Origin of the sequence: Pseudomonas eutrophicaquae (assembly GCF_023544715.1) — a bacterium.
Taxonomy (GTDB): domain Bacteria; phylum Pseudomonadota; class Gammaproteobacteria; order Pseudomonadales; family Pseudomonadaceae; genus Geopseudomonas.
In genome coordinates this window covers 20,990-38,594 of record NZ_JAMJEZ010000021.1, presented here as the reverse complement: position 1 = coordinate 38,594, position 17,605 = coordinate 20,990, and the positions used below count along the sequence as shown (strand labels likewise).

Here is a 17,605-nt window from a genome sequence, read left to right as displayed (position 1 = left end):
CAGGGGGCTGAGGCTGCGTGCATCGTTGGTCATTTTGAAAATACTGATTATGCTCTATCTTATTGCCGGATTAATAAGGCCCGCGCGGCTCCCGTGAGGTGTCGCGGTAATGCCGCACCACCTCAAGGAAGGCGGCGAGCATCGGTGAGCGATCATCGTGGCGGAAGATGCAGCTCAGGTCGATCCGTGCGTTATCCGGCAGGCCGCTCAGCGGGCGATACACCACATTCTGCATGTGCAGCACGGCGCTGGATTCACTCACCAGGCAGGCGCCGAAGCGGTGCGCGACCAGCGCAATCGCCGACACTGCATCGCCCACCTCCTGCGCGACCTGCGGCACGAAGCCCTCTTGCTGGCACAGCCCGATCACCCGGTCGATGAAGCTCGGCCGGCTGCCGGTGGGGAACAGCACCAGCGGATGTTCGGCCAGGGCGGTGAACGGTACCACCGGCAGCGCCGCCAGCGGATGCTCCACATGCAGGGCCAGCAGCAGGGATTCGGTGGTTACCAGCTCTGAGGCGATGTCCGGCAGCGGCGTGAGGATACGGTTGAAGCCGAGGCTGATCCGCCGCTGGCGCAGGGCTTCGATCTGCTCATTCTTGTCCATGCTGTGCAGCACCAGCCGCACCTGCGGGTAGGCCGCGCGAAAGGCCGCCAGCACCTTGGGCACGATGTCCAGAATGGCCGAGCCGAAGATGCCGATATCCATCCGCCCCAAGCGGCCTTGTCCGGCGCGCTGGGTACGCTCGGTGGCCTGCTCGACCAGTAAACGGATATTGCGCGCCTCCTCCAGCAACTGCTCACCCGCGCCGGTCAGCTCCATGCCGCGTGGCGTGCGATTGAACAGCTGCACGCCCAGTTCCTCCTCCAGCTGCTGGATCTGCCGGGTCAGCGGCGGCTGGGAGATGTGCAGGCGCGCGGCGGCCCGGCCGATGTGCTGCTCCTCGGCCACGGCAATGAAGTAGCGAAGATGACGAAGATCCATGGAAGTGCCTGTGTGCGTGGGGGATGCTCATACCCGAAAGGTATTGCTCGGGGCTCTTTATGGTATTGGACGGTAATTTCCGGCGGCAATAGCTTGTCAATGGTCCCCGCCGGTAGTGGGGCGGGTGCCAGTACCTCCCGGCACCCACGCGATCCGGGCGAAATACACAAGAACAACAATGATTTCGAGGATGATGACATGGGCAACAGCACCCGTCGGCCAGGATTTCCCCTGAAGAAGCTGTGCTTCGCCGTTGCCGGCGCTCTGGCCGGCCTTTCGGCCGCAACCCCTGCGCTGGCCTTCCAGATCAATACCGGCAACCCGGACCTGCGCCTGTCGTGGGACAACACCATCAAGTACAGCGCCGCCTGGCGACTGCGCGATGCCGATTCCCGCGTCGCCGACAACTCGATCGGCCCGCAGGCCAACACCAACGACGGTGACCTCAACTTTGATCGCGGCCTGATCTCCAACCGCCTGGACCTGCTCTCCGAGCTGGATCTGCGTTACCAGCGCAAATACGGCCTGCGCCTGAGCGCCGCCGCCTGGTATGACGATGTCTACAACCAGTCCAACGACAACCCCGGTGCGCTGGGCGGTGCGCTGGTAAACTCGCGCAGCGCCGATTTCGACGAGTTCACCAAGGACACCGAAAAGCTGCACGGGCGCAAGGCGGAGCTTCTGGATGCCTTCGTCTACGGCACCTTTGCCCCCGGCGACATGAACCTCAACCTTAAGGCCGGCCGCTTCACCCAGCTGTACGGCGAGAGCCTGTTCTTTGGCTCCAACGGCATCGCGGCAGCGCAGACCTCGCTGGATCTGGTCAAGGCCCTGTCGGTGCCCAACTCGCAGTTCAAGGAAATCCTGCGCCCGGTTGGCCAGGTGTCCGCCCAATTGCAGCTCAACTCGAACGTCTCGGTAGGGGCTTATTACCAGCTGGAATGGCGCAAGAGCCGTCTGCCGGCGGCTGGCAGCTACTTCAGTTTTGCCGACTTTGTGGATGAGGGCGGCGAGACGCTGATCCTCGGCCCCGGCTTCTCGGTGAACCGTGCCGAGGACATCGAGGCACGTGATTCGGGGCAGGGCGGCGTACAGCTCAAGTTCAAGTCCGGCGATACCGAGTACGGCATCTACGCGGCGCAGTTCCACGACAAGATGCCGCAGTTCTACGTCTACCCGGGTGTCGGCCGCTACGAGATGGTCTACGCCGAGGACATCCGCACCATCGGCTTCAGCTTCAGCACCCTGGTGGGTGAGACCAACGTCGCTGGCGAGCTGTCGTTCCGCGACAACATGCCGTTGGTGGCCAGCGGCAACACGGTGATCGCCCCTGGTGGCTACGGCGTGATCGATGGTGGCGATGATGCTGCCTTCCCGAAAGGCCGCACGATGCACCTCAACCTCTCGGCAATCAGCGTACTGGAAGCCAACCCGCTGTGGGATGGCGCATCATTCATCGGCGAATTTGCCTACAACCGCCGCCTGAGCATCACCGACAACAAGGCCCAGCTGGACCCGCTGGCGACCCGCGATGCCGGTGCGCTGCAGTTCATCTTCACCCCGGAATACTTCCAGGTGGCCCCGGGGCTCGATCTGCAGGTGCCGATCGGCGTGAGCTACGGGCTGTTCGGCCGCTCCTCGGTCAACGGCGCGCTGTTCCCGGCGGAGAACGGCGGCAACATCAGCATCGGCCTCAAGGCGGAGTATCAGAAAACCTGGCAGGCCAGCCTCGGCTTTACCCACTACTACGGCACCAGTGGCTCGATCATCAAGTACGACACCGCGGTGCCCGAGCTTTCCTATGACAACTTCCACGGCGACCGTGACTTTGTCTCGTTCTCCGTACAGCGCACCTTCTAAGTCCGAATATCCCTGGGTCGAGGATGATAACAATGCATAAGAAAACGGCTTTGTGGGCAGCACTGGCTGCCGCACTGATGGGCACGCAAGGCGTACAGGCCGCAGTCAGCGCCGAAGAGGCCGCCGCACTGGGCAAGACCCTCAACCCGCTGGGCGGGGAGATGGCTGGCAATGCGGATGGCACGATTCCGGCCTGGACCGGCAAGCAGGAGGTGGACGGCTCGGCCGCCAAGGTCGGCGACATTCCGTCCAAGCCGTTCGCCGCGGACAAGCCGGTCCTGCAGATCACCGCGCAGAACATGGCCCAGCATCTGGACAAGCTCTCCGAGGGCACCCAGGCACTGCTGAGGAAGTATCCGGACAGCTTCCGGGTCGATGTCTACCCGACCCGCCGCACCGCGGTGGCGCCGCAGCATGTCTATGACAACACCCTGAAGAACGCCACCGAGTGCCAGACCAAGGACAACGGCCTGTCGCTGACCGGCTGCTACGGCGGCATCCCGTTCCCGATTCCCAAGACCGGGGTCGAGGTGGCCTGGAACCACCTGCTGCGGGTGGAGAACGAGTCCACCGAGGTGGCCAACTTCAAGAACATCGTGCTGACCGCCGATGGCTCGCGCACCCTGGCGACGGAAAACGATCAGTACAACCAGTATCCGTACTACTACAAGGACGGGACCGCCAGCAGCTGGAGCGGCGAGTACTGGCTGCAGCGCTTTGCCACCATCGCGCCGCCGTTCAAGGCCGGTGAATCGCTGGTGTTCCGCGACAGCATCGACGTCAAGCAGTCGCGTCAGGCCTGGCAGTATCTGGTCGGCCAGCGCCGTGTGCGCCGCGCTCCGACCGTGGCCTACGACACGCCGGACTTCGTGGCCTCCGGTGCCAACTACTTCGACGAAGTGCAGGGGCTGATGGGCCATATCGACCGCTTCGACTGGAAGCTGGTCGGCAAGAAGGAAATGTACGTGCCCTACAACGCCAACGAAGTGGTCACCGCGTCGCTGGACGAGGCCTACGGCAAGCACCACCTCAACCCCGCCAAGGTGCGCTGGGAGCTGCACCGCGTCTGGGAAGTGGAAGCTACCGTGGCCAGCGGCAAGCGCCATGCCGTGCCTAAGCGCAAGTACTACTTCGACGAGGACTCCTGGATGGTCCTGCTGATCGATGGCTTCGACAGCGAAGGCAAGCTGTGGCGTACCGCGCAGATCACCCCGTTCGTGCTGCCGGCCACCCCGATGCTGGCGCTCAAGCCCGCACACATCTTCAACCTGCAGGCCAACACCATGAGCACCACCCAGTCGCTCAACGAGGCCACCTTCAAGATCGTGCCGCGCAAGCCTGAGACCCACTGGACCGGCGATGCGGTCGCCGCCGAGGGCGTGCGCTGAGTCACGCGCCCTGCGGCAATACCGGCACCGTCGCCCCGGGCGCGGTGCCGGAGTTCCCTCTCACGACTTTCCCTCCCCGCTGGCGAGCCGGTAGCGGCGCAGCGGCGGAGGGGGACCGATTCGAGTACGTACCATGCATGTGCCCATTTCATTGCGCCGGCCGGCCTTGGCCGCCGCCATGTTCTCCCTGGCTTGTCTGAGCGGCACGGTACTGGCCAGCACGGCGGCCACGGTACCGGATCCTCTGGATCGTCCTGCGCTGGAAAGCGCGCGCGCCCTCAGCAGCCTGCAACTGGCCGTCAGCCGCGCCGGCAGCCGCCTGGTGGCGGTTGGTGAGCGCGGAACGGTGCTGCTCTCCGACGATGCCGGGCGCAGCTGGCGCCAGGCCAGTAGCGTTCCGGTCAGCGTGGCGCTGACCGATGTGCACTTTATCTCCGCTAGCCACGGCTGGGCCGTCGGTCACAGCGGCGTGGTGCTGCACAGCCGTGACGGCGGCGAAACCTGGCAGCGCCAGCTCGATGGCAGCCAGGCGGCGCTGATCATTCGTGATGATGCCAAGCGGCGCAGCGAGGCCGGTGAGCCGGGCGCGGCAGCCGAGCTGCGCAGTGCCGAATACCTGGTCACTGATGGCCCGGACAAGCCGTTTCTGGCCGTGCGTTTTCGCGATGAGCTGCGCGGTTATGTGATCGGTGCCTACGGCATCGCCCTGTACACCGTCGATGGTGGCCAGAGCTGGCAGTCGCTGGTCGGGCGGATTCCCAATCCGCGCGGCAAACACCTCTATCAGCTGCAGATCGACGGCGATGCGCTGCTGATCGCCGGTGAGCAAGGGGCACTGTTCCGGGCCCAGGGTGAGGAGCAGGCTTTCAGCGTCCTCAACACCCCTTATATCGGCACCTTCTTCGGCGCCCTGGCGCTGCGCGGCGAGGCGCTGCTGGCCTATGGCCTGCGCGGCAATGTCTGGCGCAGCACCGACGGCGGGACCACCTGGCAGCAGGTGGAGATCGGCCAGCCGGTGACCCTCAGCGCCGGTTACCGGATGCGCGATGGCTCGCTGCTGCTGGCGGACGAGAGTGGCCGCCTGCTGCGCAGCACCGACGAGGGCCAGCATTTCAGCGCGCTGGCGGTTGAGGCGGGCACCGGGCTGACCGGCCTGACCGAGGCGTCAGACGGGGCTCTGATCATTTCCAGCGCGCGCGGGCTGACCCGCGTCGAGCCGGATGCCATTGTTGCGGGAGTCAAATGAGATGAGTCACGTCCAGTCCATTGGCCACGAAGCGGTGATCCGTGACGTGCAGTCGTTCGACCGCCGCTCCGGCTCGCTGCTTGAGCGGCTGCTGTTCAACAACCGCCCCGCGGTGCTGCTGCTCTGTCTGGTCACCACCCTGGTGCTCGGCTACCAGGCGCTCGGACTGTCGCTGAATGCGGCGTTCGACAAGATGATCCCCACCAGCCACCCGTACATCGTCAACTTCTTCGACAACCGCAAGCAGCTGGCCGGGGGCGGCAACAGCCTGCGCATCGCGGTGGCCGCCCGCGATGGCGACATCTTCGACGCCGAGTACCTCGACACCGTGCGCAAGCTCAGCGACGAGCTGTTCCTGCTGCCCGGCGTCGACCGTCCGTACATGAAGTCGCTGTGGGCGCCGGCGGTGCGCTGGACCGGCGTCACCGAGGACGGCCTGGACGGCGGCCCGGTGATCCCCGACGACTACGACGGCTCGGCCGAGAGCCTCGAGCAGGTGCGCATCAACGTCGAGCGCTCCGGCGAGATCGGCCAGCTGGTGGCCGAGAATTACCGATCCAGCATCATCCTGGTGCCGCTGCAGGAGCGCATCGCCGAAACCGGCGAGCGCATCGACTACCACGCGCTGTCCCAGCGCATCGAGGCGCTGCGCGCCAAGTACGAGTCGGACGCCATCAGCATCCACGTGACCGGCTTTGCCAAGGTGGTCGGCGATCTGATCGAGGGCCTGCAGCAGGTGCTGGTGTTCTTCGCCGCGGCCATCGTCATCTGCACCGTGCTGCTCTACTGGTACACCCGCTGCCTGCGCAGCACCCTGCTGGTGATGTTCTGCTCGCTGACCGCGGTGGTCTGGCTGTTCGGCCTGCTGCCGACCCTGGGCTATGAGCTGGATCCGTACTCGATCCTGGTGCCCTTCGTGGTGTTTGCCATCGGCATGAGCCACGGCGCGCAGAAAATGAACGGCATCATGCAGGCGATCGGCCGTGGTACCCACAAGCTGATCGCGGCGCGCTTTACCTTCCGCCGGCTGTTCATCACCGGCATGGTCGCTCTGATCACCGATGCCATCGGCTTTGCGGTGCTGATGGTGATCGACATTCCGGTGATTCAGGATCTGGCGATCACCGCAAGCCTTGGGGTGGCGACCCTGATCATCACCAACCTGATCCTCCTGCCGATCCTGCTGTCGTATCTGGGCGTCAGCGCCGCGGCGGCCGAGCGCAGCCAGCGTATCGAGAAGCTCGAGGCCGCTGACAGTGGCCACCAGCGCCATCCGTTCTGGGCCTTCCTCGATCAGTTCACCCAGCGCAAATGGGCGAGTATCGGCCTGCTGGTCGGCGCTGGGCTGACTGTGCTGGGGCTGAGCGTGGGCTCGCAGATCCGCGTCGGGGATACCAACCCGGGGGCGCCGGAGCTGCGCGCCGACTCGCGCTACAACCTCGACAACGCCTTCATGGGCGCCAACTACGCCGCCAGCAGTGACGTGTTCATCGTCATGGTCAAGACCCCGCAGTACGCCTGTGCCCACTACAGCACCCTGCGGGCGGTGGATGCGCTGGAGCGTGAGCTGCAGCAGCTGCCGGGCGTGGAGGGCACCAGTTCGCTGGCGGGCCTGGCCAAGGTGGCCAACGCCGGGATGAACGAGGGCAGCCTCAAGTGGTTCGAGATGCCACGCTCGCAGGACATGCTCAACGCGATCATCACCCGCGCCCCGCGCGAGATGTTCAACCAGAACTGCGACCTGCTGACCATCTACGCCTACCTCAAGGACCACAAGGCCGACACCCTGGCCAGCGTGGTGCAGACCGTGGAGCGCTTCGATACCCAGTACGGCAGCGCGGACCTGCGCTTCCTCAACGCCGCCGGTAACGCCGGCATCGAGGCGGCCACCAACATCGTGGTGGAGAAGGCCAATCGCGACATGCTGATTCTGGTGTATGCCGCGGTGATCATTCTGGCCTTCATCACCTTCCGCTCCTGGCAGGCGGTGGTCTGCGCGGTGGTGCCGCTGATGATCACCTCGCTGCTCTGCCAGGCGCTGATGGTCTGGCTGAACATCGGCGTCAAGGTCGCCACCTTGCCGGTGATCGCTCTGGGCGCCGGGATTGGCGTGGACTATGCGCTGTACATCCTCAGCGTGACGCTGGTGCGCCTGCGTGAGGGCAAGTCGCTGTCCGAGGCCTACTACCGGGCGCTGGTCTCGACCGGCAAGGTGGTGGTGCTGACCGGCATCACCCTGGGGCTGGCGGTCGCGACCTGGGCCTGGTCGCCGATCAAGTTCCAGGCGGACATGGGCATCCTGCTGGCCTTCATGTTTGTCTGGAACATGCTGGGTGCGCTGTTCCTGCTGCCGGCGCTGGCGCACTTCCTGCTGCGTCCGCGGCAGGTGGCTTCGGCCTGATCGTTTCGTGGTGGCCGGCGGGCGGGCAGTCGCGTAAGTTACTGTCCGCCCGCACTCTGTGAGGGCTTCAACAAGACAAAGCCGGCCAAGAACCGGGCAGAAGGGGGCGCGTCATCGTCTTGCGGCGTGCAGGCGTGCCCCTCCACCCGTCTGCCCAGAAGGTTCGCGAGCCGGCCAGAGGGGATCGACCATGACAGAACAACGCTCGCTGGAGCGCTTCAACCTGCGCTCGCGCTTGCGCTTCAATATCGACGATGGGCAGATCTGGCTCGACGAGAGCCGCATGCTGCTCTTGCACGCCAAGGCGCTCGGCGCCCTGCGCCGCGAACTGATCGACTCGCTGGGCGCCAAGCGCGCCCACGGCCTGCTGTTTCGTATGGGGTTTGCCGCCGGGCAGGAGGACGCCGAGCGCGCCTCCAAGCTGCTCGGCGAGGGCGACAACTACGATGTGTTCCAGATCGGCCCGGAGCTGCATGCCTTCGAGGGGCTGGTCAAATCGACCATCACCGAGGCGAAGATCGACTGGGAGCAGGGCACCTTCTTCGGCGAGGTGATCTGTGAAAACTCCTGGGAAGCCGAGTCCCACCTGCAGCACTACGGCATCGGTGAGGACACCGCCTGCTGGACGCTGGCCGGTTACGCCTCCGGATATGTCACCCGCTTCTTCCGCCGCTTCATCGTGTTCCGTGAGACCCAGTGCACTTGCCGGGGCGATCATCAGTGCGTGCTGGTCGGCAAGCCGGTGGAGGCCTGGGGCGATGATGCCTATCTGGAATACTGTCGCCCGGCCGAGGCGGATACCGCCTATCAGACCCTGGCGCAGGAGCTGTGGCAGCTGCGTGGCCGGCAGCGCGAGCAGATGCCGAGCGGCAAGCTGGTCGGCGGCTCACCGGCGTTTCGCACCGCCTTTGATCTCTTGAGCAAGGCGGCGCGCAGCCCGATCACCGTGCTGCTGCTGGGGGAGACTGGCGTGGGCAAGGAGGTGTTTGCCCAGTGGCTGCACGAGAATAGTGAGCGCGCCCAGCAGCCCTTTGTCGCGGTCAACTGCGCGGCGATTCCCAATGATCTGATCGAATCCGAGCTGTTCGGTGTGCAGAAGGGCGCCTTTACCGGTGCCCAGCAGTCGCGCCCGGGGCGCTTTGAGCGCGCCGATGGCGGCACCTTATTCCTTGATGAGCTGGGCGATCTGTCCCCCTCGGCGCAGGTCAAGCTGCTGCGGGTGCTGCAGACCGGCGAGGTGGAGCGCCTCGGCGATGACAAGACCCGCAAGGTCAATGTCCGGCTGGTGGCGGCCACCAACGTTGATTTGCAGAAGGCGATTGCCGAAGGGCGGTTTCGCGCCGATCTCTATTACCGGCTGGCCACGTATCCGGTGGCGATCCCGCCGCTGCGCGAGCGCAAGCCGGACATCCCGATTTTGGTCAATGCGCTGCTGGAGAAATACGCGCCGGCCTATCACAAGACCCTGTTGGGCCTGACCGATCGTGCCCTGCAGGCGCTGATGAGCTATGACTGGCCGGGCAATGTGCGCGAGCTGGAAAATCTGGTCGAGCGCGCCGTGCTGCTGGCGCCTTCGGGTGGGCAGATCGAGCTGGAGCATCTGTTTGCCGGCAGCGCCCCGGCGAGCGCCCCGGGTGTGGCGATCGATCAGAACGGGCAGGTCGGTAATGCCGATGAGGCCCGCCGCGAGGCACTCTATGAAACCCTGCTGGAGGAGAATTTCGACCTGCAGGCCCATGAGCATCGTCTGCTGGAACTGGCGGTGCGCCGCGCCGGTGGCAACCTGACCCAGGCCGCACGCCTGCTGGGGCTGAGCCGTCGGCAACTGGCCTATCGGCTCAAGCAGGGCCAGGCGGCTAGTCTGGATTGCCCCGAGATCACCTGACCAAATTGTACAGCGCCGCGCCCGCGCGCCTTCGATCACCCCCACGGCGGCCCCAGCCGACCCCGATCGACCCGCCTCTGCTGACAGGGATGTCAGCCATCCCTCGCCACCGTTCGTTATTCGCCCCGATTCTCGCTGCCGTGTCGTGATGAGCACCGGCCTGCGGGGCTGTGCCTGCCAGTTCAGGCGCAGGAGCCGCCGGCCAGGGGCTTGCCTTGGTGGCGGAGACAGTAGCGACTTGACGTTTTTGTCAGGTTAAACGCACTGCAGGACAAAAGCGTCAGGTAGGGGCGAACCCTGATGGGCAGAGTTTCTCTAAAAAGTCTTGATAAATCATGTAGTTAGCAAACCTGGCACTGTCTCTGCATTGTTAATGGCGTCCAACACAGGATTGCCTGCCACGCTACGGCACCACGCAGGCAAACAAACCGCATCCAGCCAAATAACGGAGACAACAAATGGCGATGACAGGTGTGTTGCGGCCGGGCCATGCCCAGCTGCGCGTGATGAATCTTGAAGAGGCTGTCCACCACTACCGGGACATCATGGGGCTGATCGAAACCGGTCGCGATGCCGAGGGGCGTGTCTACCTCAAGTGCCGCGAGGAGGTCGATCACCACAGCGTCGTGCTGCGTGAAGCCGATGCGGCTGGCCTTGATTTCATCGGCTTCAAGGTGCTCAACGAGGCCACGCTCGACCAGCTGGAAGCGGACCTGAATGCCTACGGCATTGCCACTACGCGGATTCCCTCCGGTGAGATGCTGGAAACCGGCGAGCGTGTGCGCTTTCAGGTGCCGTCCGGTCACTGGTTCGAGCTCTATGCCAAGAAAACCGCGGTGGGCAATGGCTGCGGGCTGGTCGATCCGACTCCGTGGGACCCGGCCTCGATCCGTGGCATGGCGCCGCTGCGCTTTGATCATGCGCTGCTGTACGGGCCGAACATCGCCGAAGTGACAAAGATCTTCACCGAAGTGCTGGGCTTTACGCTGGTCGAGCGGGTGCTCAACCCGGAAGGCACCGCGAACCTGATCGTGTTCATGAGCTGCTCGATCAAGTCCCACGACATCGCCTTCGCCGAATACCCGGAGCCGGGCAAGCTGCACCACTGCTCGTTTGCCATGGAGAGCTGGGACGACGTGCTGCGTGCCGGCGACATCATGTCCATGCACAAGGTCCCGGTGGACATCGGCCCGACCCGTCACGGGGTGACCCGCGGGCGCACCATCTACGCCTGGGACCCCTCGGGCAACCGCTTTGAGACCTTCAAGGAAGACCGCCAGTCCTACCCGGATCAGGAGCCTCTGACCTGGACCTTCGAGGCGCTGGGCGAGGGCGGTGGGCTGGACTACGTACAGCGCAAGCTGCACGACACCTTCCTGACCGTCGTGACCTGAGGAGCTGGCCATGGAACGTCCCGATCAACCGCTGGAGATGGTGCCGGCCGAGGTAGATACCCGCCAGCGCTGGGTGCGCGTCACCGGTGAGCGCGGGGATGGCTTCATCGAGTTCGAGTTCTCCGTGGGGGAGCCTGAACTGTGCGTGGAGATGATCCTGACCTATGAGGCGTTTGCCGAGTTCTGCGCCGCCAATCGCGTGCAGATGCTGCCGCCCCATGATCCCGATGCCCCGGAGGACGGTCCGAGCGACTGGAACTGGACCCTGGCCAACGCCACCCAGACCCGCTTCAAGGCCTGAAGACTGACAAGAACAACAAGAACGGCGCTGCGCACCCCAGCGCCCGCAGGAGAACGAGCATGCAAATCGACCTTCGCACGGTAAGCATCCAGCCGCTGCGCCAGACCTTCGACCATCTGGCGCGCCGCTTTGGTGACAAGCCGGCCTCCCGTTACCAGGAAGGCAGCTACGACATCCAGGCGAGCGAAAACCTGCATTACCGGCCGACTTGGGACCCGGATCAGGAGCTGTACGACGCCAGTATCACCAAGATCGTCATGCAGGACTGGTACGCCCTCAAGGACCCGCGCCAGTTCTACTACAGCACCTACACCCTGGCCCGTGCCCGCCAGCAGGACAGCATGGAGGCCAACTTCAGCTTCGTGGAGGACCGCGGTCTGACCGACCTGCTGCCCAGCGAGCTGCGCCAGATCGCGCTGGATCTGCTGATCCCGCTGCGCCATGTGGCGTGGGGCGCCAACCAGAACAACACCTTCATCTGTGGCTACGGCTATGGCGTGACCTTCACCCAGCCCTGCATGTACCACGCGATGGATAACCTGGGGATTGCCCAGTACCTGTCGCGCCTGGGGCTGCTGCTGGGCGGCACGGAAGCGCTGGAAACCGCCAAGCAGGCCTGGACCTGCGCTGAGGCTTGGCAGCCGCTGCGCCGTTATGTGGAAGACAGCATGGCGGTGCGTGATCCCTTTGAGCTATTCATCGCCCAGAACGTCGCCCTCGATGGCCTGCTCTATCCGCTGATCTACGAGCGCATCGTCGATGACTACCTGGCCGGTCGTGGTGCCAGTGCGGTCGCCATGCTCACCCAGTTCATGACCGACTGGTTCGATGAGAGCAAGAAGTGGGTTGATGCCGTGCTCAAGGTCGCTGCGGCTGAATCCGAGCACAACCGCGCCCAGCTACAGACCTGGATCAATGCCTGGACCGACCGCGCCGCCGCAGCCCTGCTGCCGGTGATCGGTCAGGCCTTTGGTGCCGAAGCCGATGAGCTGCTCGGCGAACAAGTGGCCGCCTTCAAGGTGCGCATCGAAAAAACCGGTATCGCACTCTGAGAGGCCGCCATGTCTACCGTATTCATTGCCCTGCAAGCCAACGAAGAAACCCGCCCGATCATCGAGGCGATCGAACTCGACAACCCCCAGGCGGTTGTCAATCGCGAACCGGCCATGGTCAAGATCAATGCCCCCGGCCGGCTGGTGATCCGCAGGGAGACCATCGAAGAGCAGATGGGCCGTGACTTCAACCTGCAGGAGCTGCAGGTCAACCTGATCACGCTGTCCGGCAACCTCTGTGAAGATGAAGACACCCTGACCCTGACCTGGGACAACTGAGCGAGGACTCCACCATGGACATGAAAACCGCCGCCAAGAAACTCAGCCTCAAAGACAAGTACAAGCTGTTCACCCGGGATCTGGGCTGGGAACCGACCTACCGCAGCACCGATGAGCTGTTCCCCTACGTCAAGTACGAAGGCATCAAGATCCACGACTGGGACAAGTGGGAAGACCCCTTCCGCCTGACCATGGATGCCTATTGGAAGTACCAGGCCGAGAAGGAGCGCAAGTTCTACGCGATCATCGACGCCCATGCGCAGAACAACGGCCATCTGCACATCACCGATGCCCGTTACCTGTCGGCGCTGAAGGTGTTCCTGCAGGCAATCAGCCCGGCCGAGTTTGCCTCCCACAAGGGCTTTGCCCGGATTGGCCGTGAGTTCCCGGGGGTTGGCACCCAGGTGGCCTGCCAGATGCAGGCGATCGATGAGATTCGCCACGCCCAGACGCAGATCCACGCGCTGTCCAACTACAACAAGTTCTACGACGGCTTCCATGCCTTCGCCGATCAGCGTGACCGTATCTGGTACACCTCGGTGGCCCGCTCGTTCTTTGACGACGCCATGTCCGGTGGCCCGTTCGAGTTCATCATGGCCATTGGCTTCAGCTTCGAGTACGTGCTGACCAATCTGCTGTTCGTGCCGTTCATGTCCGGTGCGGCCTACAACGGCGACATGGCCACCGTGACCTTCGGCTTCTCGGCGCAGTCCGACGAGGCGCGGCACATGACCCTGGGCCTTGAGTGCATCAAGTTCATGCTCGAGCAGGACCCGGACAACCTGCCGATCGTGCAGGCCTGGCTGGACAAGTGGTTCTGGCGCGGCATCCGCGTGCTGAGCCTGGTCAGCACCATGATGGATTACATGCTGCCCAAGCGTGTGATGTCCTGGCGCGAGGCCTGGAACATCTACGGCATCGAGAACGGCAACGCGCTGTTCAAGGATCTGGCCCGCTACGGCATCCGTCCGCCCAAGGGCTGGGATGATGCGGAGAAGGCCATCGACCACATGTCCCACCAGTTCATGCTGGCACTGTATCAGTGGAAATTCGGCACCTCCTTCCATGCCTGGATCCCCTCCGAGGAGGACATGGCTTGGCTGTCGAAGAAGTACCCGGATACCTTCGACAAGTACTACCGCCCGCGCTGGCAGCACATCAAGCAGCAGGTGGCCGAGGGCAAGCCGTTCAACAACTTCGGCCTGCCGCAGCTCTGCCAGTGCTGCCAGTTGCCGACCCTGTTCACCGAGCCGGACGATCCGACCACCCTGTGCCACCGCGAGTCGGTCTACAAGGGCGAGCGCTATCACTTCTGCTCCGACGGCTGCAAGGACATCTTCGACAACGAGCCGGAGAAGTACATCCAGGCCTGGCTGCCGATGCCCGGCTTGATGCAGGCCCCGCTCAAGGGCGATCTGGCCGGCTGGATGGACTGGGTATCCCTGCGCGATGGCAAGGACAACGGCGACTATGCCGACTCGCGCGATCGCGCGAACTTCGAGCAGTGGCGTAACCAGTCCATCTCCAACCAGTAATCGCAGTTAGCGGCAACCCCGTGCGGGAGGGGGCGTGGCTGAGAGGCCCGCACCCTCCCTGCAACATGCAGCGGGGCAGGCCGGGCCGGTTCAGCCGGCCACCTCCAGAACAACAAGAAGGAACACGAACATGACCGTAGCTGCCCGCAAAGAATATGTCGGCATTCCCCGTGATCGCCTGGAGAACTTCGACGGCAAGCAATTGCTGTTCATCGTCTGGGACCACCATCTGCTGGTGGCGGCGCCCATCATGTTCTGCCAGCCGCCAGAGACCCGCTTTGGTGATCTGATCGAGCAGCAGCTGATGCCGCTGCTGGCCTCTGATCCGGACAGCGCCGCGCTGGACTGGAGCAAGGTCGAGTGGATCAAGGAAGGTCAGCCGTGGGTGCCGGATTTTGCTGCGAGCCTTGCCGAGAACGGCATCGGCCACAAGGAGCACCTGCGCATGCGCACTCCGGGCCTGAACAGCCTGGTGCCGGTGAACTGAGGGGAGGGCGCGCCATGAGTTACGAACTGACCATCGAGCCGCTGGGCCAGACCATCGAGATCGAGGAAGGCCAGACCATCCTCGACGCCGCGCTGCGCGCCGGTATCTACCTGCCGCACGCCTGCTGCCACGGCTTGTGCGCCACCTGCAAGGTGCAGGTCACCGATGGCGAGATCGACCACGGTGAGGCCTCGAGTTTCGCGCTGATGGATTTTGAGCGCGAGGAGCAGAAATGCTTGGCCTGCTGTGCCACCGTGCAGAGCGATGTGACCATCGAGGCGGAGATCGAGGAAGATCCGGATGCCGAAAACCTGCCCGTGCGTGACTACCCGGGTACCGTCAGCCGCATCGAGGATCTGACCCCGACCATCAAAGGCCTCTGGCTCAAGCTGGACGCGCCCGAGGGCCTGCGCTTCCAGGCGGGGCAGTACATCAACCTTGACCTGCCAGACGACATCGGCAGTCGCGCCTTCTCGATTGCCAGCGCGCCGAGCGAGGCGGGCGAGATCGAGCTGAACATCCGCATCGTCCCTGGTGGGCGCGGTACTACCTATGTACATGAGCAGCTCAAGGTCGGCGATCGCCTGAGCATCAGCGGTCCTTACGGGCGCTTCTTCGTGAAGAAGTCAGCGGATGTGCCGGTGGTGTTCATGGCCGGTGGGTCCGGGCTGTCCAGCCCGCGCTCGATGATTCTTGGCCTGTTGGCCGAGGGCTTCGACAAGCCGATCACCCTGGTCTACGGCCAGCGCAACCGCAGCGAGCTGTATTACCACGACGAGTTCCTGGCCCTGGCCGCGCAGTATCCCAACTTCACCTATGTACCGGCCTTGTCCCATGAGGATGAAGGCAGTGAGTGGCAGGGATTCCGCGGTTTTGTCCACGAGGCGGCCAAGGCGCACTTCGCCGGTGACTTCCGTGGCCACAAGGCCTATCTGTGCGGCCCGCCGCTGATGATCGAATCCTGCATCAGCACTCTGATGCAGGGTCGCCTGTTCGAGCGGGATATCTACACCGAGAAGTTCATCTCGGCCGCGGATGCGCAGCAAGTGCGCAGCCCGCTGTTCAAGGCGATCTGAGTCTCCACCCCTTTGCGGCCGCCTACGGGCGGCCGGTTTTTTGTGCGGTGTTCAGTGGGGTTTTGCACCGTGATGACTGAGGTGCGCCTGCTCGCACAGCGATGCTTGGACAGAAAATCCATGCGATCGAATGGATTCTTTCTTGTCGCCGTGTGTCTGGCATGTGATCCTTGCGATCACAAGGATTTTGCGTAAGACACCTTTGCGCCTGCTAAAAATCCTTGCAATCACAGGGATTTAATTATGTACATCGAGCTCGATTCAGCCGACGCCCTCGGCCCCATCGTGCGGGCCAGCCGCAAGGCCCAGTCCATCCGCCAGGACGATGCCGCCGGCAGCATTGGCGTCAGTGAGTCGTTCATGGGCAAGGTCGAGAGCGGCGACGCAAGTGTGCACTGGGGCAAACTGTTTCAAGTACTGGAAGGGTTGGGCGTGCGGGTTGTCCTTGATGTCCCCGACGCAGCGGCCGACCAGCTGGCTGCCGCGCAGCAGCTGCATGCCCGCAGGCAGCGCGCGAAGAAGGCCGGGCCGGAAGGAGGTCGCTGATGGAACGCACGCTGCTGGCCTGGATCGACTGCCAGCAGATCGGCACCCTGAGCGACCGCGACGGCATCTGGTCGTTCCGCTATGCACCGGTCTGGCTGGAGGCGCCTGGCCGCTTCGCCCTGTGTCCCGACCTGCCCCTGCGGGCTGGGGAACAGCAGGACGGCAGCACGCTGCGGCCGGTGCAGTGGTACTTCGACAACCTGCTGCCTGAGGAGGGCCAGCGGGTGCTGCTGGCCAGTGCCGCGAGGGTCGATGGCGCTGATGCCTTCGGCCTGCTCGGCCACTACGGAGCGGAATCCGCCGGCTCGCTGACCCTGCTGCCGCCGGGAGCCGAGCAGACCGAGGGTGGTCTGCGGCCACTGAGCGATGTCGATCTGAGCGCGCGCATCGCCGCCATGCCCAGCGTCCCGCTGGTCGAAGGCGCGCTCAAGCGCATGTCGTTGGCTGGCGCGCAGCACAAGCTGGCGGTGGTGCTACAGGACGGCGAGCTATTCGAGCCGTCCGGGCGGACGCCTTCGACGCATATTCTCAAGCCCGACCATCCGCATCCCTACAAGTACCTTGAAGGTAGCGTAGGCCGGCTGGATTAACTGGCCGCCGTCTGCCGTAGCACAGCGGTGGCGCGCACGGTGCTGTTCCAGTGGCTGGTATTCAACGTGCTGGTGGGCAACACCGACGCACACCTGAAGAACCTCAGCTTCCTGGTGTCTTCGACCGGGATCCAGCTGGCGCCGTTCTACGACCTGATCTGCACCGCCGTGTACGACACGCCGGCGTTCGGCCAAACCCGTTGGCCCGCAGCGACGGCGATGGCCTGGCCGCTGGAGGGTCGTGCACGGATCGCCGAGATCGACCGCCGCTGCCTGATGGAGGCGGGGGAGGCCATGCGCATCAAGCCGGCCACGGTCGCGCGCCTGCTGGACAGGCTGAAGGACAAGATCGCTGGCGAGGCGCAGGCGCTCTATGCGCAGGTCGAGCGGGGGAATGCCGAGCTGCTCGCCCAGCGCCCGGAGCTGGCGGCCACCTTTGCTGGCGAACTGCGCTGCCTGCGAACCATCTTCCACGTGGTGATTGCCGAGCAGGTGGCGCGCCTGAAGTGACGCCAGGCACTATCGATACCGAACTCGACCTGCAGGGCATATTGGCCGGCAACGGATTCCACGCTGCGAA

General features: G+C 64.2%; 16 protein-coding genes. 15 read left to right on the top strand and 1 reads right to left on the bottom strand.

Annotated features, from left to right (window positions below):
* Positions 1-70 precede the first annotated feature (70 nt).
* Positions 71-985: a LysR family transcriptional regulator gene (locus tag MXC11_RS09765; protein WP_250009999.1), complete on the bottom strand. Its 915-nt coding sequence runs from the start codon at positions 983-985 to the stop codon at positions 71-73.
* Positions 986-1,183: 198 nt separating this feature from the next.
* Between MXC11_RS09765 and MXC11_RS09760 the strand changes: the two genes are divergently transcribed.
* The 15 genes from MXC11_RS09760 to MXC11_RS12210 all read left to right on the top strand — a co-directional run bounded on the left by MXC11_RS09760 (position 1,184) and on the right by MXC11_RS12210 (position 17,535).
* Positions 1,184-2,845 carry a DUF1302 domain-containing protein gene (locus MXC11_RS09760; RefSeq protein WP_250009992.1) on the top strand — a complete coding sequence of 554 codons (1,662 nt, stop codon included), beginning with the start codon at positions 1,184-1,186 and terminating at the stop codon, positions 2,843-2,845.
* Between the two features lie 32 nt (positions 2,846-2,877).
* Positions 2,878-4,233, top strand: coding sequence for a DUF1329 domain-containing protein (locus tag MXC11_RS09755; RefSeq protein WP_250009986.1), 1,356 nt, complete (start codon positions 2,878-2,880; stop codon positions 4,231-4,233).
* Between the two features lie 133 nt (positions 4,234-4,366).
* A complete protein-coding gene (locus MXC11_RS09750; protein ID WP_250009985.1) occupies positions 4,367-5,479 on the top strand; it encodes a WD40/YVTN/BNR-like repeat-containing protein in 1,113 nt (370 codons plus the stop codon).
* 1 nt (position 5,480) lies between these two features.
* Positions 5,481-7,880 carry an efflux RND transporter permease subunit gene (locus tag MXC11_RS09745; protein WP_250009978.1) on the top strand — a complete coding sequence of 800 codons (2,400 nt, stop codon included), beginning with the start codon at positions 5,481-5,483 and terminating at the stop codon, positions 7,878-7,880.
* 190 nt (positions 7,881-8,070) lie between these two features.
* A complete protein-coding gene (locus MXC11_RS09740; RefSeq protein ID WP_250009970.1) occupies positions 8,071-9,765 on the top strand; it encodes a sigma-54-dependent Fis family transcriptional regulator in 1,695 nt (564 codons plus the stop codon).
* A gap of 458 nt (positions 9,766-10,223) precedes the next feature.
* The gene (locus MXC11_RS09735) at positions 10,224-11,159 is read left to right on the top strand and encodes a catechol 2,3-dioxygenase (protein ID WP_250009952.1); all 936 of its coding nucleotides are present in this window, start codon (positions 10,224-10,226) and stop codon (positions 11,157-11,159) included.
* Between the two features lie 10 nt (positions 11,160-11,169).
* Entirely contained in the window at positions 11,170-11,460 is a 291-nt protein-coding gene (locus MXC11_RS09730; RefSeq protein ID WP_250009946.1) for a phenol hydroxylase subunit, read from the top strand.
* 59 nt (positions 11,461-11,519) lie between these two features.
* Complete coding sequence (locus tag MXC11_RS09725) at positions 11,520-12,512, top strand: ferritin family protein (RefSeq protein ID WP_250009941.1); 993 nt, start codon at positions 11,520-11,522, stop codon at positions 12,510-12,512.
* A 9-nt stretch (positions 12,513-12,521) separates the two neighbouring features.
* Complete coding sequence (locus MXC11_RS09720; protein WP_250009940.1) at positions 12,522-12,791, top strand: MmoB/DmpM family protein; 270 nt, start codon at positions 12,522-12,524, stop codon at positions 12,789-12,791.
* Positions 12,792-12,805: 14 nt separating this feature from the next.
* Positions 12,806-14,326 (top strand): YHS domain-containing protein, encoded by a 1,521-nt coding sequence (locus MXC11_RS09715; RefSeq protein ID WP_250009933.1) that lies wholly within the window; start codon positions 12,806-12,808, stop codon positions 14,324-14,326.
* A gap of 130 nt (positions 14,327-14,456) precedes the next feature.
* Positions 14,457-14,813, top strand: coding sequence for a phenol hydroxylase subunit P4 (locus MXC11_RS09710; protein ID WP_250009925.1), 357 nt, complete (start codon positions 14,457-14,459; stop codon positions 14,811-14,813).
* 14 nt (positions 14,814-14,827) lie between these two features.
* Positions 14,828-15,889, top strand: coding sequence for an NADH:ubiquinone reductase (Na(+)-transporting) subunit F (locus MXC11_RS09705; RefSeq protein ID WP_250009921.1), 1,062 nt, complete (start codon positions 14,828-14,830; stop codon positions 15,887-15,889).
* 243 nt (positions 15,890-16,132) lie between these two features.
* Positions 16,133-16,435: a helix-turn-helix domain-containing protein gene (locus MXC11_RS09700; protein WP_250009919.1), complete on the top strand. Its 303-nt coding sequence runs from the start codon at positions 16,133-16,135 to the stop codon at positions 16,433-16,435.
* Positions 16,435-17,025, top strand: a complete 591-nt coding sequence (locus tag MXC11_RS12215) for a HipA N-terminal domain-containing protein (RefSeq protein WP_349665517.1) — start codon at positions 16,435-16,437, stop codon at positions 17,023-17,025. The genes MXC11_RS09700 and MXC11_RS12215 overlap by 1 nt, the downstream gene beginning before the upstream one ends.
* Positions 17,026-17,052: 27 nt before the next feature.
* Complete coding sequence (locus MXC11_RS12210) at positions 17,053-17,535, top strand: HipA domain-containing protein (protein ID WP_349665516.1); 483 nt, start codon at positions 17,053-17,055, stop codon at positions 17,533-17,535.
* Positions 17,536-17,605 lie beyond the last annotated feature (70 nt).

Bases quoted from the DNA above. Each gene is read 5' to 3' on its own strand.
- MXC11_RS09765 (WP_250009999.1), bottom strand. From the start codon at position 985: ATGGATCTTCGTCATCTTCGCTACTTCATTGCCGTGGCCGAGGAGCAG.
- MXC11_RS09760 (WP_250009992.1), top strand. From the start codon at position 1,184: ATGGGCAACAGCACCCGTCGGCCAGGATTTCCCCTGAAGAAGCTGTGC.
- MXC11_RS09755 (WP_250009986.1), top strand. From the start codon at position 2,878: ATGCATAAGAAAACGGCTTTGTGGGCAGCACTGGCTGCCGCACTGATG.
- MXC11_RS09750 (WP_250009985.1), top strand. From the start codon at position 4,367: ATGCATGTGCCCATTTCATTGCGCCGGCCGGCCTTGGCCGCCGCCATG.
- MXC11_RS09745 (WP_250009978.1), top strand. From the start codon at position 5,481: ATGAGTCACGTCCAGTCCATTGGCCACGAAGCGGTGATCCGTGACGTG.
- MXC11_RS09740 (WP_250009970.1), top strand. From the start codon at position 8,071: ATGACAGAACAACGCTCGCTGGAGCGCTTCAACCTGCGCTCGCGCTTG.
- MXC11_RS09735 (WP_250009952.1), top strand. From the start codon at position 10,224: ATGGCGATGACAGGTGTGTTGCGGCCGGGCCATGCCCAGCTGCGCGTG.
- MXC11_RS09730 (WP_250009946.1), top strand. From the start codon at position 11,170: ATGGAACGTCCCGATCAACCGCTGGAGATGGTGCCGGCCGAGGTAGAT.
- MXC11_RS09725 (WP_250009941.1), top strand. From the start codon at position 11,520: ATGCAAATCGACCTTCGCACGGTAAGCATCCAGCCGCTGCGCCAGACC.
- MXC11_RS09720 (WP_250009940.1), top strand. From the start codon at position 12,522: ATGTCTACCGTATTCATTGCCCTGCAAGCCAACGAAGAAACCCGCCCG.
- MXC11_RS09715 (WP_250009933.1), top strand. From the start codon at position 12,806: ATGGACATGAAAACCGCCGCCAAGAAACTCAGCCTCAAAGACAAGTAC.
- MXC11_RS09710 (WP_250009925.1), top strand. From the start codon at position 14,457: ATGACCGTAGCTGCCCGCAAAGAATATGTCGGCATTCCCCGTGATCGC.
- MXC11_RS09705 (WP_250009921.1), top strand. From the start codon at position 14,828: ATGAGTTACGAACTGACCATCGAGCCGCTGGGCCAGACCATCGAGATC.
- MXC11_RS09700 (WP_250009919.1), top strand. From the start codon at position 16,133: ATGTACATCGAGCTCGATTCAGCCGACGCCCTCGGCCCCATCGTGCGG.
- MXC11_RS12215 (WP_349665517.1), top strand. From the start codon at position 16,435: ATGGAACGCACGCTGCTGGCCTGGATCGACTGCCAGCAGATCGGCACC.